The organism is Mycobacterium shigaense (assembly GCF_002356315.1).
GTDB classification, from domain to species: domain Bacteria; phylum Actinomycetota; class Actinomycetes; order Mycobacteriales; family Mycobacteriaceae; genus Mycobacterium; species Mycobacterium shigaense.
In genome coordinates this window covers 4,494,394-4,510,577 of sequence record NZ_AP018164.1, presented here as the reverse complement: position 1 = coordinate 4,510,577, position 16,184 = coordinate 4,494,394, and the positions used below count along the sequence as shown (strand labels likewise).

The 16,184-nt window shown below is 65.7% G+C and carries 17 protein-coding genes and 1 pseudogene; 13 read left to right on the top strand and 5 right to left on the bottom strand.

Annotation, left to right across the window (positions count from 1 at the left end):
• Positions 1 to 19 precede the first annotated feature (19 nt).
• The gene (locus tag MSG_RS21040) at positions 20 to 1,315 is read right to left on the bottom strand and encodes a cytochrome P450 (RefSeq protein ID WP_096442683.1); all 1,296 of its coding nucleotides are present in this window, start codon (positions 1,313 to 1,315) and stop codon (positions 20 to 22) included.
• A gap of 183 nt (positions 1,316 to 1,498) precedes the next feature.
• On the opposite strand from MSG_RS21040, the gene MSG_RS21035 reads away from it, so the two are divergent.
• Entirely contained in the window at positions 1,499 to 2,200 is a 702-nt protein-coding gene (locus tag MSG_RS21035; protein ID WP_096442681.1) for a TetR/AcrR family transcriptional regulator, read from the top strand.
• On the opposite strand, the gene MSG_RS21030 is transcribed toward MSG_RS21035, so the two are convergent.
• Entirely contained in the window at positions 2,116 to 2,478 is a 363-nt protein-coding gene (locus MSG_RS21030) for a hypothetical protein (protein ID WP_373421188.1), read from the bottom strand. The genes MSG_RS21035 and MSG_RS21030 overlap by 85 nt on opposite strands.
• Before the next feature lie 62 nt (positions 2,479 to 2,540).
• On the bottom strand, positions 2,541 to 3,287 hold the full coding sequence (locus MSG_RS21025; protein ID WP_096442677.1) for an enoyl-CoA hydratase/isomerase family protein: 747 nt from the start codon (positions 3,285 to 3,287) through the stop codon (positions 2,541 to 2,543).
• A gap of 106 nt (positions 3,288 to 3,393) precedes the next feature.
• On the opposite strand from MSG_RS21025, the gene MSG_RS21020 reads away from it, so the two are divergent.
• The 7 genes and pseudogenes from MSG_RS21020 (at position 3,394) to MSG_RS20990 (ending at position 9,263) form a co-directional block, all read left to right on the top strand.
• Positions 3,394 to 3,813: a lipoprotein LpqH gene (locus MSG_RS21020; protein WP_096442675.1), complete on the top strand. Its 420-nt coding sequence runs from the start codon at positions 3,394 to 3,396 to the stop codon at positions 3,811 to 3,813.
• An 87-nt stretch (positions 3,814 to 3,900) separates the two neighbouring features.
• Entirely contained in the window at positions 3,901 to 5,091 is a 1,191-nt protein-coding gene (locus MSG_RS21015) for an amidohydrolase family protein (protein ID WP_096442673.1), read from the top strand.
• An 11-nt stretch (positions 5,092 to 5,102) separates the two neighbouring features.
• Positions 5,103 to 6,587, top strand: a complete 1,485-nt coding sequence (locus tag MSG_RS21010) for a FadD3 family acyl-CoA ligase (protein WP_096444706.1) — start codon at positions 5,103 to 5,105, stop codon at positions 6,585 to 6,587.
• 338 nt (positions 6,588 to 6,925) lie between these two features.
• On the top strand, positions 6,926 to 7,798 hold the full coding sequence (locus MSG_RS21005) for a hypothetical protein (protein ID WP_170063175.1): 873 nt from the start codon (positions 6,926 to 6,928) through the stop codon (positions 7,796 to 7,798).
• Entirely contained in the window at positions 7,795 to 8,418 is a 624-nt protein-coding gene (locus tag MSG_RS21000; protein ID WP_096442669.1) for a twin-arginine translocation pathway signal, read from the top strand. Before MSG_RS21005 ends, MSG_RS21000 begins: the two co-directional genes overlap by 4 nt.
• A 6-nt stretch (positions 8,419 to 8,424) precedes the next feature.
• Positions 8,425 to 9,060 (top strand): fatty-acid--CoA ligase, encoded by a 636-nt coding sequence (locus MSG_RS20995; protein ID WP_096442667.1) that lies wholly within the window; start codon positions 8,425 to 8,427, stop codon positions 9,058 to 9,060.
• A gap of 16 nt (positions 9,061 to 9,076) precedes the next feature.
• Positions 9,077 to 9,263, top strand: a pseudogene (locus MSG_RS20990) ((2Fe-2S)-binding protein).
• Here the strand turns inward: MSG_RS20990 and MSG_RS20985 are convergent.
• Entirely contained in the window at positions 9,260 to 10,960 is a 1,701-nt protein-coding gene (locus tag MSG_RS20985) for an alpha-keto acid decarboxylase family protein (protein ID WP_096442665.1), read from the bottom strand. The pseudogene MSG_RS20990 and the gene MSG_RS20985 sit on opposite strands and share 4 nt — an antisense overlap.
• A 64-nt stretch (positions 10,961 to 11,024) precedes the next feature.
• On the opposite strand from MSG_RS20985, the gene MSG_RS20980 reads away from it, so the two are divergent.
• Genes MSG_RS20980 through MSG_RS20965 form a run of 4 tightly spaced genes read left to right on the top strand, consistent with a single transcriptional unit; the run spans position 11,025 to position 13,625 of the window.
• Positions 11,025 to 11,468 (top strand): SRPBCC family protein, encoded by a 444-nt coding sequence (locus MSG_RS20980; RefSeq protein WP_096442663.1) that lies wholly within the window; start codon positions 11,025 to 11,027, stop codon positions 11,466 to 11,468.
• Between the two features lie 6 nt (positions 11,469 to 11,474).
• Entirely contained in the window at positions 11,475 to 12,602 is a 1,128-nt protein-coding gene (locus MSG_RS20975) for a CaiB/BaiF CoA transferase family protein (RefSeq protein WP_096442661.1), read from the top strand.
• Positions 12,603 to 12,660: 58 nt separating this feature from the next.
• Positions 12,661 to 13,116 carry an SRPBCC family protein gene (locus MSG_RS20970; protein WP_096442659.1) on the top strand — a complete coding sequence of 152 codons (456 nt, stop codon included), beginning with the start codon at positions 12,661 to 12,663 and terminating at the stop codon, positions 13,114 to 13,116.
• 50 nt (positions 13,117 to 13,166) lie between these two features.
• Positions 13,167 to 13,625, top strand: a complete 459-nt coding sequence (locus tag MSG_RS20965; protein ID WP_096442657.1) for an SRPBCC family protein — start codon at positions 13,167 to 13,169, stop codon at positions 13,623 to 13,625.
• On the opposite strand, the gene MSG_RS20960 is transcribed toward MSG_RS20965, so the two are convergent.
• The gene (locus MSG_RS20960) at positions 13,606 to 14,784 is read right to left on the bottom strand and encodes a pyridoxal phosphate-dependent aminotransferase (RefSeq protein ID WP_096442655.1); all 1,179 of its coding nucleotides are present in this window, start codon (positions 14,782 to 14,784) and stop codon (positions 13,606 to 13,608) included. The two genes, MSG_RS20965 and MSG_RS20960, sit on opposite strands and share 20 nt — an antisense overlap.
• Before the next feature lie 186 nt (positions 14,785 to 14,970).
• On the opposite strand from MSG_RS20960, the gene MSG_RS20955 reads away from it, so the two are divergent.
• Positions 14,971 to 16,182 (top strand): acetyl-CoA C-acetyltransferase, encoded by a 1,212-nt coding sequence (locus tag MSG_RS20955; RefSeq protein ID WP_096442653.1) that lies wholly within the window; start codon positions 14,971 to 14,973, stop codon positions 16,180 to 16,182.
• Positions 16,183 to 16,184: the final 2 nt, after the last annotated feature.

Here is a 16,184-nt window from a genome sequence, read left to right as displayed (position 1 = left end):
TGCTCGTGACCGAGAAGCGTTACGCCACAGGTGCGACCGCATCCGCGGTCGCGAACGTCAGGTGTAGTTCGCTCAGGCCCCGCAGGATGTACGTGGGCTCGTAGGTATACCGACGGTCGGCGGCCGGCCCGTGGTGGGCTTCGTTGATCTCGATGCGTGGCATCCGGTCGAGGATGCGCTCGATCGAGACCCGCCCCTCCACCCGCGCGAGCGGGCCGCCCGGGCAGGAGTGCACGCCACGGGCGAAGGCCATGTGCTCACGAACGTTCTTGCGGCGCACGTCAAATTCATGCGGGTTCTCGAACCGGCGCGGGTCGCGATTGGCCGCACCCGGGAGGATCATCACCACCGTGCCCGCCGGCAGATCGACGCCACCGATGTTGGCGTCCTTGACGACCAGTCGTGAGTCGCTCTTCACCGGGCTCTCCATGCGCAGTGACTCCTCGATGAATCCGGGAATCAGGCTGCGATCCGCGCGAACTTGCTCCTGGACGTCCGGCCGGTCGCCCAGCGCTTGCAGCGCGGCGCTCAACAACTTGGCCGTCGTTTCCTGGCCGGCGGCGAAAAGGAACGTCGCCGAGCGCACCACCTCGATCACCGGCGGCGTCGATCCGTCCGGATACTTCGCTTCCGCGAGGTAGGTCAGCACGTCGCCACGCGGTTCGCGGCGGCGATCCTCGATGTAGTGGCAGAACTTGTCGTCGAGCCACTCCAGCGGGTTGATGCCCACCGACTCGTGGTCCAGGGCACCGACGCGCGTCTCCGGGCGATCGGCGCCCAGAACCTTGCGGAACTCCTTGTGGTCGTCCTCCGGGACGCCGAGCAGGTCTGCGATCACCAACGTGGCGAACGGCTTGGAGTATTCGGCGATGAATTCGCACTCGCCGTGGTGCAGGAACTCGTCGAGCTGACGGTCAGCCAGGCTCCACATGAACTCCTCGTTCTGCTTCAGTCGGCTCGGGGTCAGCAGTTTAGCCAGCACCGAGCGGGCCTTCGTATGGTCCGGGGGGTCCATCGTGACCATGTGCTCGTACATCGGAAAGTAGCTGCGGTGCTCGCCGATCAGGGACCGGATGTCGCCGCCCTCGGGCGTGAACGGCAGCGGCGGGAACGGGCCACCGAGCGCGACGATGTTGGAGAACGTCTCCGGGTCCTTGTAGATCTCGGTGGCCTCCGCGTAACCGGTAACCGCGACGACTCCGTGATGAGGCAGCCGCAATACCGGGTTCTGACTGCGCAAATAGTCGAAGTAGGGGTGCGGGTCGGGGATCAAAGACGGATCGGTCAAAAAGTCGATCGACTCGTAGTCGCTCATCGGATGTGCGTCTCCCTGGGCTGCGGTGATCGGTGATGTGCGGCGGCATGACGCCGACCCGATTTCGAAAATCTGCTGAGCAACTGCTTAGCATGGCGGTAATGGCGTGGTCAAGGCCGCTCGGCCGGGCCGCGCTACGATCCGTGTGGTCGGAACGGATATGCCGAGAGTACGGAGCAAGCAATGACTTCGGCCCGCAGGATCGGGGCGCCAGACGCGAAAAACCGTGTCCTGCTGCTCGACGCGGCCGAGAAGCTGATGCTCGAAGAGGGCTACGCCGCCGTCACCTCACGCCGCCTCGCGAACAAGGCGGGCCTGAAACCGCAACTGGTGCACTATTACTTCCGCACCATGGAGGAGCTGTTCCTCGAGGTCTTCCGTCGCCGCGGCGAGGAAGCACTCGCGGTGCACGCGCGGCTGATGAAGTCCCCGCAGCCGCTGTGGGCACTGTGGCGATTCGGCACCGATCCCGCGTTCACCCGCATTTCGATGGAATTCATGGCGCTGGCCAACCACCGCAAAGAGATGCGAGCCGAAATCGCTTATTACGCAGAGCGTTTCCGCAAGCATGAGCAGGAAGCAGTCACGGCTGCCCTGTTGCGATACGGGGTGGCTCGAGAAGAGATGCCCCCGGTGGTGGTCACCGTGCTCATGTCAAGCCTGTCGCGATTTCTGGTGCTCGAACAGGCGGTCGGGATCTCCGCCGGTCACGCGGAAACCGTGCAATTAGTCGAGGATCAACTGCGTCGCCTGGAAGGCGAACCGCAGCCGATCGAGGGCGTGCCGTCGACCTGGGTGGTTCACCAGGTGCGCAGCGAGCAGAGCGCGCCTTTGGGGCCGAGCTTGGACACCACGACCTTGCCGTCCACCGAGAGGTTGCACTGAATGCCGCCGGGTGTCTCCGGTGCCCGACCGGTTGTGGCCGTGACCATCGCCCACTGATCCGGGTTGAGCAGGTTTACCGGTTGAACCCACGGCTTGTCCGGGGTGATGTCGGCGTGCACCTGCGGGGAGAACGAGTACGGGTTGTGGCTGTAGTCGGAGAACAGCGTCGGATCCTGATCCTGATAGAAGATGTCGACGTAGGTCGGGACCTTGGCCGAGACGACGTACACGACCTGGTGCCACACGGGGTCGGCGTGCGCGGGAGAGGTGCCCGTCATTAGTCCCGCTCCGGCCAGTAGCGATGCTGCGCCCGCGGCCAGCACCGTCTTTGCGCCTGCGCTCATATCGCTCCTCCGGCGGCCGGACGCGGTTTGGTGGTGCGGTTCATCACCCGATCGGCGGCCTGCCAATGTGCCTCCGCAACCCACAGCCGTGCAAAGGATGCTATCGCTTCGTCAGCAGAAACTCCGCGGATTATTCGCTTTATCTCGTTTGCCGGATGCCGGGCGAGTTTGGTCGCGATCGATCGCCATCCTTCGTCGAACGATGCCCGCGGCAGCACCACATCGACCAACCCAATTCGTTGGGCTTCGGCAACCTCGACGGGAGTTCCGGTGCCGGCCAACAGCAGCGCCCTGCCCTTGCCGACCAGGGCGGCGAGCCGTTCGGCGCCACCCCAGGCCGGCATGATCTCCAGCTCGACCTGATTGAAGGCGATCTTGATGTCGTCGGCCGCCACCCGGATGTCGGCAGCCACCGCGAACTCGGCGCCGCCGCCGAAGGCGTGGCCGTTCATGGCGGCGATCACCGGAACCGGGAAGGACGCGAGCCGATCGCAGATGTTGCGCATCCGCCTCGCCATCGCCTCGGCATCCTCGATGGTCCGCAGCGCGCTGAGTTCCTTGAGGTCGCCGCCCGAGACGAACGCGCGGTCACCGGAACCGGTGATCACCAGGGCGCGCGCGTCGGCCGACGCGTCGAGCGCGTTTTCCAGGTGTCCCATGGTCTCGAGCGAGATGGCGTTGCGCGCGTGCGGGCGGTCGATCGTCAGGACCGCCAGCCCGTCGTCGAACTCCATGTCCAACATGCGCCTAGCCTCCCTGAACGAGCACCGATATTGGCATTCTCTCGCGCGGAGAATAGCATCATCGCTGCAGGCCCAAGACTTTCGTCACCGAGATGGAGGCGGTCCAGTGCAGAACCGAATCATAGCCGCGATCGCGGCGCTTGTTGTGGCCGGCCTCGGTGCCTGCACGGCGAAACCGCAGTCCCAGCTTGCCAGCACGGCGCAGGTGACGATCAACGGCACCGACACCGGTAACCATGTCGTGAAATGTTGGCAACAGGAGTGGTACCGGACGATCGCGATCGGCGGTGATTTCGCCAAAGCCACGGTCGCCATCGACGAGCGGCAAGAGCCGCTCACCACGATGTCCGTCCGGATCCAGAACCTGGGCGGGTTCACCGGCATGTACTCGAAAAACGACGGCGGTGACGCCAACATGAGCTTCAGCGGGAACAAATTCACCATCACCGGCACCGCGAACGGATTCAACACCGACAAGCCGAACGAGGCGGCGTCGGCGACCTTCAAGATCATTGCCAACTGCTGACCAGGGCACTCCGCTTGGCGCCGGGGGCGTGTTGCGGTGATGGTCGCCAAGAGAATAGTATTCTCATAAAGCGCGAAGGAGGATCTCATGGGCCAGTTGTCGCACCGGGAAGACGTCCCGTTTCCTATCTTTGACGCGGACAACCACCTCTACGAGCCGCCGGAGGCACTGACCAAGTTCCTGCCCAGGGCATACAAGGATTACGTCCAGTACGTGCAGGTCAACGGGCGAACCAAGATTGCCATCCGCGGCCACATCAGCAACTACATTCCCAACCCGACCTTCGAGGTCGTCGCCCGGCCGGGCGCCTGGGAGGAGTACTTCAAATACGGCAACCCGGACGGGAAGACCAAGCGCGAGCTGTTCGGTGAGCCGATGCGCGCGATCCCGGCGTTCTTCGAGCCCGGTCCGCGCCTGGAGAAGATGAACGAGCTGGGTCTGGACCGCACCCTGATGTTCCCGACGCTGGCCAGCCTGCTCGAGGAGCGGCTGCGCGACGACCCGCTCGCCATCCACGTCTTGGTCCACGCGCTGAATGAGTGGCTCGACGAAGTCTGGGGCTTCAACTATCAGAACCGCATCTTCACCACCCCGGTCATCACCCTCCCGATCGTCGAGAAGGCGATCGAGGAACTGGAGTGGGCGGTCAAGCGCGGTGCCCGCTGCATCCTGATCCGTCCGGCACCGGTCCCCGGATTCCGTGGTCCGCGGTCATTCGCGCTGCCCGAGTTCGACCCGTTCTGGGAGCGGGTCGTCGAGCACGACGTACTGGTCGGCATGCACTCCAGCGACAGCGGCTACTCGCGCTACACCTCGGAGTGGGATGGCGCCGAGCAGGAAATGCTGCCGTTCCAAACCAATGCGATGGGCATCCTCAACGAGTGGCGGCCGATCCAGGATGCGGTGGGCTCGTGGGTAATCCACGGTGCGCTCTATCGCCACCCGAAGCTGAAGGTGGCGATCGTCGAGGCCGGCTCGAAGTGGATGACCCCGCTGCTGGACGGTCTGGCCGAAGTCTTCCGGAAGGCCCCGGAGGTCTTCCCGAGCGACCCGGTCGAGACGGTCAAGAACCGGATCCACGTCAGCCCGTTCTTCGAGGACGGCATCGACGATCTGATCAACCTTGTCGGTGTGGACCAAGTCCTGTACGGCTCGGACTGGCCGCACCCGGAGGGGCTGGCGGAGCCGACGTTCTACGTCAACGCACTATCGCACCTGTCCACCGACGACCAGGCAAAGATCATGGGCGGCAACCTCGGTCGACTCGTCACGGTGTGACAGACCGGCCAATTCCGGCATGGCAGACCATCCCCGAGATGGTCTTGAGCGCGGCGGACCGGTTCGGCGACGCGGAAGCAGTTGTCGACGGTCCGCTGCGCTTGACCTTCGTGCAAGTCGTCGAACGAATACGTTGTGCGGCGGGGGCTTTCGTGAACCTCGGGATTGCCAGGGGCGAGCGGGTCGCCATCTGGGCACCGAATTCCGCCGAGTGGATCATCGCCGCCTTCGGGTTGCTCACCGCGGGCGGCGTGCTGGTGCCGGTGAACACCCGGTTCAAGACCGAAGAAGCGGGCGACGTCATCGCCCGCAGCGGAGCGAAGGCCGTCCTGGTACAGAAGGGCTTTCTGGACCAGGACTACACCGCCCCCGCCGGTATACCGGTCATCGATCTGAAGTCCGAATTCCTTTCCAGCGGTTCGCCATCCGAGCGCGCGGTGGACGGCACCGACACGTCGGACATTATCTTCACGTCGGGCACCACCGGTCGCCCGAAGGGCGCGATGATGCATCATCAGCAAACGCTGCGCATGTACGAGGAATGGGCCACACTCGCGGATCTGCAAGAGGGCGACCGCTACTTGCAGATCAACCCGTACTTCCACACGTTCGGGCTGAAGGCGGGACTGGTCGCGTCCTTCCTGCGTGGAGCGACCATGCTGCCCGTCGCCGTGTTCGACGTCGAAACGGTCGTGGATCTCATTGAAAGCGAACGTATCACGATGCTTCCCGGGCCTCCCATGCTGTACCATTCGTTGCTGTCGGTCGGGGACAAGGCCAAGCTGTCGACGCTACGGGCGGGCGTGACGGGTGCCGCCGACATTCCCGTCGAACTGGTGCGCCGCATCCATGACGAATTGCCGTTCGAGACCTTGATGACCGGTTACGGGCTCTCCGAAGCCGGCAACGTCACGTTGTCGCTGCCCGGTGATTCGGTCGAGGAGGTGGCCACCACCGCGGGCGTGCCGTGCGAGGGGGTCGAGGTGCGCATCGCCGACGATGGCGAGGTGCTGGTCCGCGGCTACGGCGTCATGAAGGGGTATTTGGACGACCCCGAGGCCACCGCGCAAGCGATCGACCGTGACGGCTGGCTGCATACAGGAGACCTGGGGACCTTCACCGACGGGGCCGATGGTGGTGACCCGGGGCGCCCGGCTGCACCAGGCTCGCGATCACCACGAAGGCGGCTGCGCATCGTCGGGCGCAAGAAGGACATGTTTATCGTGGGCGGGTTCAACGCGTATCCGGCCGAGATCGAGGGCTTCTTGATGGAGCACCCGGCGGTCGCGCAGGTGGCGGTGATCGGTGTCCCGGACGAACGGCTGGGGCAGGTGGGCAAGGCCTTTGTCGTTCGCATCGGCGATCTCGATGACCGCGCGTTGATCGACTGGTGCCGAGGCCGCATGGCGGGCTTCAAGGTGCCTCGCTCAGTGCAGTTCCTCGACGCCCTTCCACTCAACGCCACGGGCAAGGTGGTCAAGGATTTGCTGTGTTAGCCGCCCCATATGTTCGTTGCGAGAACCCCATGTCCACAGCTCGCGCCGCATTTCTCGCGGCGCGATGCGCCGAGGTCTGCGGTACCGGCGGTACGGAGTGATAGCGTGGTTCTCCTGGTCGGTGGGCAGCTGAGAATCGGCCCGGATGCTCGCGCGGTATTGCGTTTGCCGAGTAGGGTGGCCCAACGGCGTCGCCAGCCCCGCGGCTGGAAGCGAACTTGCCGATGAGGCAAGCGGTAGAGGAGTTTGGCATTGAGTCACGAGCAGCCTCGTTCTCGGGCTGGTGAGCGGTGAGTGGTGGCGCTCTCCCGAATGCCGCTGACGCGAAACCGGCCGCTATGACCGACGCCGAAATCCCAAGCACTGCCGACGATATTCGGGCGCTGGCCGACCAGACGGAAGCGGAGGCCGCGGAGGCCGAGGCGCTCGCTGCCGCCGCCCGTGCGCGTGCTCGCGCCATTCAGCTGAGGCGCCAGGCCCAGGTCGCCGAAGCCAAAAAAGAAGAAGTCGACGGGGAAGAAGAGTCGCCCACGGCAGCGCACGACGCAGCGGACGTGGTGGATGTCGAGGAGCCCGACACCGCCGCGACGGAGTCGGAAGAAACCCGGGGCGCCGACGAGCCGCAAAGCGACGAAGCTCAAGAGGTTGCGGTTCAGACCCCCGCCGAGACTGTGGCCGCCGTTGACGAGAAGCCGGCACGACGTTGGCGCCGCCTGCGCCGGCCGAGATGGTCCACGCTCGCGGCGAGCCTGGCCGTCCTCGTGACGGTCGCCGCGCTGGCGGCCAGCCTCTACATGATCAAGGAGCATCGCGATGCGGAGCGTCAGCGTCAGCGCGCCGCCGAGTTTATCGCCGCGGCGAAGCAGGGTGTCGTGACGCTGACCTCACTGAACTTCAACGAGGCCAAAGAGGGGGTCCAGCGCATCCTCGAGAACTCCACCGGCTCGTTCAAAGACGACTTCACCAAGACCGCTGACGACTATGTCAAGACGGTGGAGCAGATGAAGGTGATCTCGCAGGGTTCGGTCCAGGCCGCCGCGGTGGACTGGGACACATTGACGGCCGATTCGGCGGTGGTGCTGGTTGCTTCCACACAAGAGGTCACCAATGCCGCCGGCGCCAAGCAGGAGCCGCGTAACTACCGGTTCGTCTTGACCGTCACCCGTGACCGCGGCCAGCTGAAGATATCCAAATTGGAATTTGTGCCGTGACCGCGGATAAAGCATCGGTCCAGGAGACGGCAGCGGTCGAGGAGACCCTTGGCGCCGAAAAGGCCGAGGGCACAGCGGAACCCGCTGCCACGCCCGGTCGGCGCAAGCGCTTCGTCGCCGCCCTGAAACGGCGGCCACCCGGCAAGATCCTGGCCGGCGTGCTGGCATTGCTGGTCGTGGCGTCCCTGGGGTTGCTCGGCGGCCTGTTCTATTTCGTGTACCTGCCGGATCGCGACACCGACGCCGCGGCCGCAAAGACGGTGCTCTCGGCCGCCAGCGACGGAGCCGTGGCGATCCTGTCGTATTCGCCTGAAACCATCGATCGCGACGTCGCCTCCGCGAAATCTCGCTTGACCGGCAACTTCCTGAAGTACTACTCGCAGTTCACCGATCAGATCGTCGCGCCAGCCGCCAAACAGAAGTCGGTCAAGCAAAACGCGATAGTCCTTCGGTCCGCGCTCTCGGAGCTTCATCCCGATTTCGCAGACGTGCTCCTTTTCGTCAACGAAAGCACGCAGAGCAAAGATCGGCCGGAGCCGGCGTTCCAGAACAGCAGCGTTCTGGTCAGGTTGACGAAAGTCGATGGGAAATGGCTCATTTCGGAGTTCACTCCCGTCTAGGGCGCCATGACTGACAGCGCGGGGGCGAACGACATCCATTCGATGGTGATCGCGTCGGACTACCGGGTCCCCGATCCGACGCGGGTGTGGCCCTTCCTCGAGCGCAACAAGGCAGCGCTCTCCGAAATCGGAGCGCACCACGTCCTGGTCTACACCTCGAACCACGACTACGGCCGCGTGCTGGTGATGATCGGGGTCCACAGCCGCGAGCCGATCGTGGAGCTGCTCCGCTCACGCGTCTTCTTCGACTGGTTCGACGAGGCCGGTATCGAGGACATCCCGGCGGTTTTCGCCGGGGAGATCATCAACAGGTTCGTCTCAGCGCCGCAGTCGGATCCGTCGGCGCCCGGCGTCGTGGTCGCCGCCATCGCATCGGTCGACAACGTGGCGATCCTGATCGCCGAGGTCGGCTCGGCGGTGGACAGGTTCACCGCGGCAGGCATCCGAAAGACGTGGATTTTCCAGGCTTTCGACGATGACCACGAGGTGCTGATCCTGCAGGAGTTCGCCGACGAACGCAGCGCGCGCGAGTGGATCGAGCACCCCGATGCCGCGGCCCAATGGATGTCTCGGGCGGGGGCCGGCGCCTACCCGCCGCTGTTCGTCGGCCAGCTGCACGACACCATGCGCATCGAGGAGTGAGTGAGCGGACTACTCGGTGTTCGTGTGTCTGTGTAACGGGATCACCAGCCGAACCGTGTCCGAGTGTGTCGCGGCCGGGGCGTCGACGACCAAGGGCGTCGCCCAAGCCTGCGGAAGCGGGCGCTGACTGCGGGCGCCGCCGCCGCACCGTTCAGTCGATACTGCGCTCATCGGACCCCGGTTGTGCAGCGCGTCCCGGCTAGGGCGCCGTCTCCTTCGGTGCCAAGGGCTGGACGAGTTTGCCTAGCAGCGGGGGTATTTCGAGCCGCGGCAGCACCGCTTCGACGAAGACCATGCGGTCTTGCTGCTGGGCGGCGGCGGTGAGCGCGTCGTCGAGTTCGCCGTAGTTCTCGGCTCGGAACGCCAGGTGATCGGCGACGCCGATCGCGTGGGGAATGTCGGTCCAGCTCCAGCCGACGATGTCGTTGTACGGCGCTTGCGGGCCGTGGATCGCGCGTTCGACGGTGTAGCCGTCGTTGTTGACCACCACGATCACGGGCGACAGCCCCTCGCGGGAGAAGGTGCCGAGCTCCTGGATGGTCAGTTGCGCCGCGCCGTCACCGATGAGCAACACCGTCCGGCGGTCGCGGTGTGCCACGCCGGCGCCGACGGCCGCGGGCAGCGTGTAACCGATTGAGCCCCAGAGAGGTTGACCGATGAAGGTGACTCCTTGCGGCAGCCGGTGGTCGGCCATTCCGTAGAAGGACGTGCCTTGATCGGCGAGCACCACGTTCCCCGGGGTGAGCGCGTCACACAGTCGGTCCCACAGCATCTGTTGGGTCAGGGGCCGGTTGCGCTCGGGCGTTGCGCTGCTGGCCGGGCGCGTCGGCGTGGGCGAGGCCGGCACCGGCGGTGACGTGATCTTGCGTCGGGTGAGGATCTCGGCCAGCGCGTCGAGGGCCGCGCCCATTTCCAGCGGAGCGAACACGTGGCCGCCCACGCTGCTCTGGTATTGCGCGATGTCGATGGTGCGGGCGGTGTCGATTCGCTGGCTGAAGAAGCCGCTGACCATATCGGTGAAGACCACCCCGGCGGTGACCAGCACTGGCGCGTCTTCCACCGCGGAACGCACCTGCGGGGCGCTGGCCGCGCCCGCGTAGATCCCCAGATAATTGGGCGAGCTCTCGTCGAGCAGGCTCTTGCCCCACATCAACGTCGCGTACGGCACCACGTCGGCGGCCAGCAGCGCCTCGAGCTCTTTGACCGCCTGCAGCCGGTGGACCAGCAGGTCGGCCAGCACGGTCAGCTGGCTATCGGCGATGAGCTGGGTGGCCGCATCGACGAACATCGACAGGGCGCGGGGACTGGTCCCGCCGGTGTAGCGCGGCAACGGAGCTTCCGGGGGCTCGGTGGGAAAGCGCGCGACGTCGGTGGACAGCAGCAGATATCCGGGTCGCTTCTGCTCGCGCACCTCCGACAGCACCCGGTCGATCTCTCGGCGCGCCGTCGCGGGCATGAGATTTGCTTGTGCACAGGTGATTTCGCGGCTGATGCGGAAAAAGTGCTCGAAGTCGCCGTCGCCAAGGGAGTGGTGCAGCGCCCGTCGGGTGCCTTGGGCGTCCTTGGAGGGGCCGCCGACGATGTGCACGACGGGCACGTGCTCGGCATATCCCCCCGCGATCGCATTGGCCGCCGAGAGCTCACCCACACCGAATGTGGTTACCAGAGCCGACATTCCGCGCAAGCGCCCGTAACCGTCGGCAGCGTATCCGGCGTTGAGTTCGTTGGCGCAGCCGACCCAGCGAATGGCGCGATGGGCGACGATGTGGTCGAGAAATGCCAGGTTGTAGTCGCCGGGGACGCCGAAGATCTCGGAGACGCCGAGTTCGGCGAGGCGGTCCAACAAGTAGTCACCGACGGTGTAGGCAGCGTCGTCGAGGTCTGTAGCGGGATCAGTCACAAGCACGACGGTACGCTCGGTCGAATTCGCCGCCGGTGCGACGTCGTTTCGCTATGGTGCGGCCATGGCGATCAAAGAAGCCCGCGACATTGTCATCGAAGCCAGCCCGGAAGAGATCCTCGCCGTGATCGCCGATCTCGAATCCGTGACCGAATGGTCCTCGGCGCACCAGAGCGCTGAGATCCTCGACAGGGACGCCATTGGGCGACCCACCAAGGTCAAGATGAAAGTCAAAGCCGCCGGAATCACCGACGAGCAAGTGATCGAGTACAGCTGGGGTGACAACGAGGTCAGCTGGACGCTGATCAGCTCCGGCCAACAGCGTTCCCAGGACGCGTCGTACACGTTGGTACCCGACGGTGATGCCACCCTGGTCAAATTCCAGCTCAGCGTCGACCCCGTGGTGCCGCTGCCCGGCTTCGTCTTGAAGCGCGCCATTAGGGGAACGATCGACACCGGGACCGAGGGCCTGCGCAAGCGGGTGCTGCAGCTGAAGAAGGGTAAGTAGAACGCCGTGACCGGACCCCTGGCCGGCATCAGGGTCATCGAGCTCGGTGGCATCGGTCCAGGACCGCACGCGGGAATGGTGCTTTCCGACCTCGGGGCCGACGTCGTGCGGGTGCGCCGCCCCGGGGGCGTGGCGACCGCGAGCGCGGGGAAGTCGGGCGAAGCGGGTCGCCACCGGACGGGCGTGCCGATGCCAGCCGAAGACCGCGACTTATTGCACCGCGGCAAGCGCATCGTCGATCTCGACGTCAAGTCTGCGCCCGCGGAATTGCTGGGGCTTGCAGCCAAGGCCGACGTGTTGCTCGACTGCTTCCGGCCCGGCACCTGCGAGCGGCTCGGCATCGGGCCCGACGACTGCGCGGCGGTCAACCCGCGGCTGATCTTCGCGCGCATCACCGGATGGGGACAAGACGGTCCGCTGTCCTCGACGGCCGGCCACGACATCAACTACCTGTCACAGACAGGCGCATTGGGGGCGCTCGGCTATGCCGACCGACCGCCGCTGCCGCCGCTGAATCTGGTCGCCGATTTCGGCGGGGGGTCGATGCTGGCGCTGCTGGGCATCGTCGCCGCGCTCTACGAGCGGGAGAGGTCGGGCAAGGGACAGGTCGTGGACGCGGCGATGGTCGACGGGGTGAGCGTGCTGTGCCAAATGATATGGACCATGAAGGGGATTGGCACCCTGCGCGAGAAGCGGGAATCCTTCATGCTCGACGGCGGTGCCCCGTTCTATCGGTGCTATGAGACCGCCGACGGCAAGTACATGGCCGTCGGCGCCATCGAGCCGCAGTTCTTCGCGGCGTTGTTGCGCGGGCTCAGCCTGTCACCCGATGAGGTACCCGGTCAGCTGGACATCGGTTCGTATCGACAGATGTACGACATCTTCGTGCGGCGCTTCGCCAGCCGGACCCGTGACGAATGGACGAGGGTTTTCGCCGGCACCGACGCGTGCGTCACCCCGGTGCTGACCTGGAGCGAGGCCGCCGAAAGCGACCATCTGAACGCCCGCTCGACGGTGATCACCGCTCACGGCGTCGAGCAGGCCGCCCCCGCGCCGCGCTTTTCCCGGACACCGCCCGGGCCCGTCGGACCCCCACCGGCCGCCACCACAGCGATCAGCGAAATCGGCTGGTAGCCAGAAAAATTAACCCAACACGCTCCGCAGACCGGATGCCGTTGCTAGGTTGAACTCAGTGGCTGTCAAGGCTTCACGCGAATTCGTCGTTGACGCCCCGCTAGACGTGGTCATGGGGGCGCTCGAGGATGTCAGCGTGCTGGAAAGCTGGTCGCCCCTGCATAAAAAGGTCGAAGTACTCGACCGCTATCCCGACGGCCGCCCGCACCACGTGAAGGCCACCATCAAGATCTTCGGGCTCGTCGACAAAGAGATCGTGGAATATCACTGGGGTCCCGACTGGGTCGTATACGACGCCAAAGGTACCGCCCAGCAGCACGGCCAACATGTTGAGTACAACCTCAAACCCGCCGGCGTGGACAAGACCCGCGTGCGGTTCGACATCACCGTGGAACCGGCGGGGCCGATTCCCAGTTTCGTCGTCCGGCGGGCGGCCGAGAATGTTCTCGACAAGTCGATGAACGGGCTGCGCGCCCTCGTCGCGGCTCGCGGCGATTCGGACAGGGCAACGTAATCACCGTTTTTCGGTTCGTCGCGTCGGCGCAAGCGCTAATTTGGTAGTCGATGGCCATACGCGCATCGTCTGAGATCGTCATTGGGGCGCCCCCCGAAGTGATCATGGGGGCGCTCGCCGACATGGACGCGGTGCCCTCCTGGTCTCCGCTGCACAAGCGGGTCGAGGTCGTCGACCGATACCCCGACGGTCTGCCACATCACGTGCGAATGACGATCCGGGTGAGCGGCATCGCCGACACCGAAGTAGTCGAATACCACTGGGGCCCCGACTGGATGGTCTGGGATGCGCAGAAGACGGCCCAACAACACGCCCAGCACGGCGAATACAACCTGGAGCGGGAGGGCGACGACAAGACCCGGGTGCGATTCAGCCTCACGGTAGAACTCAGGGTGCCGCTGCCCGGATTCTGGGTGCGCTCGGCGGGCAACAAAATCCTCTCCGCTGCGCTGGAAGGCCTGCGGACGCGCGTGATGGGGGACGAGGGTCCTACGCCGCCCCGCCTTTGAGGGCGGACAGTCGCCGGATCGCCTCGTCCAGGGTGTCGTCACGCTTGCAGAAAGTGAAGCGCACCAAGTGATTCCACATATCGGCATGTGGGGCTAGCGGATCGCAGAAAGCGGACATGGGGATGGCGGCGACGCCGACCTTCTCGGGGATGGCCGCGCAGAACTCGGTGCTGTCGTCGTACCCGAGGGGCCGCGGGTCGGCGCACAGAAAGTAGCTGCCCCTGCTCTCGTGCACCGCGAAGCCGATGTCGGTCAGGCCCGCAGCCAGCCGATCGCGCCTGGCCTGCAATGAATCTCGCAGCTCGGCCACCCAGCCGTCCTCGGTGTCCAGCGCGAGGGCGACCGCGGGCTGGAACGGCGCCCCGCCGACGTAACTCAGATACTGCTTGGCGGCGCGCACTCCGGTGATGAGTTGTGCCGGGCCGCAAGCCCATCCGATCTTCCAGCCGGTGCAGTTGAACATCTTCGCCGCACTGGAAATGGTGATGGTGCGCTCGGCCATGCCGTCGAACCCAGCCAGGGGCAGGTGCCGGTGGCCGTCGAAGACGAGGTGTTCGTACACCTCATCGGTGATCACCAACAGGTCGGCGTCGATCGCGATCTCCGCGATGGCCGCCAGCTCGGTGGCACTCAGCACCGCACCGGTCGGGTTGTGCGGGGAGTTGACGATCAGGGCCCGCGTCGCGGGCGTCACCGCGCGTCGCAGCGCGTCGGTATCCAGCGCGAAACCACGCCCATCCGCCACCAGCGGCACGGCGGCCCGGCGCGACCCGGCCATCGCGACGACCGGGGAGTAGGAGTCGTAGAACGGCTCGATCAGCAGCACCTCCGAGCCGGGCTCGACCAACCCGATCACCGCGGCCGCGATCGCCTCGGTGGCGCCGACCGTCACCAGCACCTCGGTGTCGGGGTCGTACTCGACCCCGTAATACCGCTTCCGCTGGGCCGCGACGGCCTGGCGCAGCGGGGCGATGCCGATCCCGGGCGGGTACTGATTGACGCCATCGGCGATGGCGTCTTGCGCGACCTTGAGCATTGCCGGGGGCCCGTCCTCGTCGGGGAACCCCTGGCCGAGGTTCACCGCGCCGATCCGGGCCGCTAATGCCGACATCTCGGCGAACACCGTGGTCGCATAGGGCCGCAGTCGCGAGACCGTCATGGCCGTAGAGCTTAACTTCCGGCCTCGAGCGTGACTGCACCGTCACGCTCGAGGCCGACCGTGACTGCAGTGTCACGATCGGCCGCCTGAGCTGCGCCGACCTGCCCAACCAACAGGTTGGCCGGGACCCCCTGTTAGGGTGCTGGTACACGGATCCGAAACCCATTTTGTGAACAGGAAATCGACATGTCCGAAGAAGCCTTCATTTATGAGGCCATCCGCACACCACGCGGCAAGCAGCGCAACGGTTCGCTCAACGAGGTCAAGCCGGTCAACCTGGTGGTTGGCCTGGTCGACGAGCTGCGCCGGCGCAACCCCGACCTCGACGAGAACCTGATCAGCGACCTGATCCTGGGCGTGGTGTCTCCGGTCGGCGACCAGGGCGGCGATATCGCCCGGACCGCTGCTCTGGTGGCGGGCCTGCCGGAGACCACCGGCGGCGTGCAACTGAACCGTTTCTGCGCCTCCGGCCTGGAGGCCGTCAACACCGCGGCGCAGAAGGTGCGCTCCGGTTGGGACGACCTGGTGCTGGCCGGCGGTGTCGAGTCGATGAGCCGCGTTCCGATGGGTTCCGACGGCGGCGCGTGGGCGACCGACCCCGAGACCAACTATCGGCTCGGCTTCGTCCCGCAGGGCATCGGCGCCGACCTGATCGCGACCATCGAGGGCTTCTCCCGCGATGACGTCGACGCCTACGCGCTGCGCAGCCAGCAGAAGGCGGCCGAGGCGTGGTCGGGTGGCTACTTCGCCAAGTCGGTCGTGCCGGTGCGCGATCAGAACGGCCTGGTGATCCTTGACCACGACGAGCACATGCGCCCCGACACCACGCTGGAGGGCCTCGCGAAGCTGAAGACCGCGTTCGACGGGATCGGCGAGATGGGCGGCTTCGACGACGTGGCGCTGCAGAAGTACCACTACGTCGAGAAGATCAACCACGTCCACACCGGCGGCAACAGCTCGGGAATCGTCGACGGCGCCGCCCTGGTGCTGGTCGGTTCGGAGGCCGCGGGCAAGTCGCAGGGCCTGACGCCGCGCGCCCGCATCGTCGCGACCGCGACCAGCGGCGCGGACCCTGTCATCATGCTCACGGGCCCGACTCCGGCCACGCGCAAGGTGCTGGACCGCGCTGGCCTGACGGTCGACGACATCGACCTGTTCGAGCTGAACGAGGCGTTCGCGTCGGTGGTGCTGAAGTTCCAGAAGGACCTCAACATTCCCGACGAGAAGCTCAACGTCAACGGTGGCGCCATCGCGATGGGCCACCCGCTGGGCGCCACCGGCGCCATGATCACCGGAACCATGGTCGACGAACTCGAGCGCCGCAACGCGCGCCGCGCCCTGATCACGCTGTGTATCGGTGGCGGCATGGGTGTCGCGACCATCATCGAGAGGGTTTAAGA

Bases quoted from the DNA above. Each gene is read 5' to 3' on its own strand.
- MSG_RS20980 (WP_096442663.1), top strand. From the start codon at position 11,025: ATGGCGATCAAAGAAGCCCGCGACATTGTCATCGAAGCCAGCCCGGAA.
- MSG_RS21015 (WP_096442673.1), top strand. From the start codon at position 3,901: ATGGGCCAGTTGTCGCACCGGGAAGACGTCCCGTTTCCTATCTTTGAC.
- MSG_RS21040 (WP_096442683.1), bottom strand. From the start codon at position 1,315: ATGAGCGACTACGAGTCGATCGACTTTTTGACCGATCCGTCTTTGATC.
- MSG_RS21030 (WP_373421188.1), bottom strand. From the start codon at position 2,478: ATGACGGGCACCTCTCCCGCGCACGCCGACCCCGTGTGGCACCAGGTC.
- MSG_RS21025 (WP_096442677.1), bottom strand. From the start codon at position 3,287: ATGTTGGACATGGAGTTCGACGACGGGCTGGCGGTCCTGACGATCGAC.
- MSG_RS21035 (WP_096442681.1), top strand. From the start codon at position 1,499: ATGACTTCGGCCCGCAGGATCGGGGCGCCAGACGCGAAAAACCGTGTC.
- MSG_RS20995 (WP_096442667.1), top strand. From the start codon at position 8,425: ATGACTGACAGCGCGGGGGCGAACGACATCCATTCGATGGTGATCGCG.
- MSG_RS20965 (WP_096442657.1), top strand. From the start codon at position 13,167: ATGGCCATACGCGCATCGTCTGAGATCGTCATTGGGGCGCCCCCCGAA.
- MSG_RS21005 (WP_170063175.1), top strand. From the start codon at position 6,926: ATGACCGACGCCGAAATCCCAAGCACTGCCGACGATATTCGGGCGCTG.
- MSG_RS20960 (WP_096442655.1), bottom strand. From the start codon at position 14,784: ATGACGGTCTCGCGACTGCGGCCCTATGCGACCACGGTGTTCGCCGAG.
- MSG_RS20955 (WP_096442653.1), top strand. From the start codon at position 14,971: ATGTCCGAAGAAGCCTTCATTTATGAGGCCATCCGCACACCACGCGGC.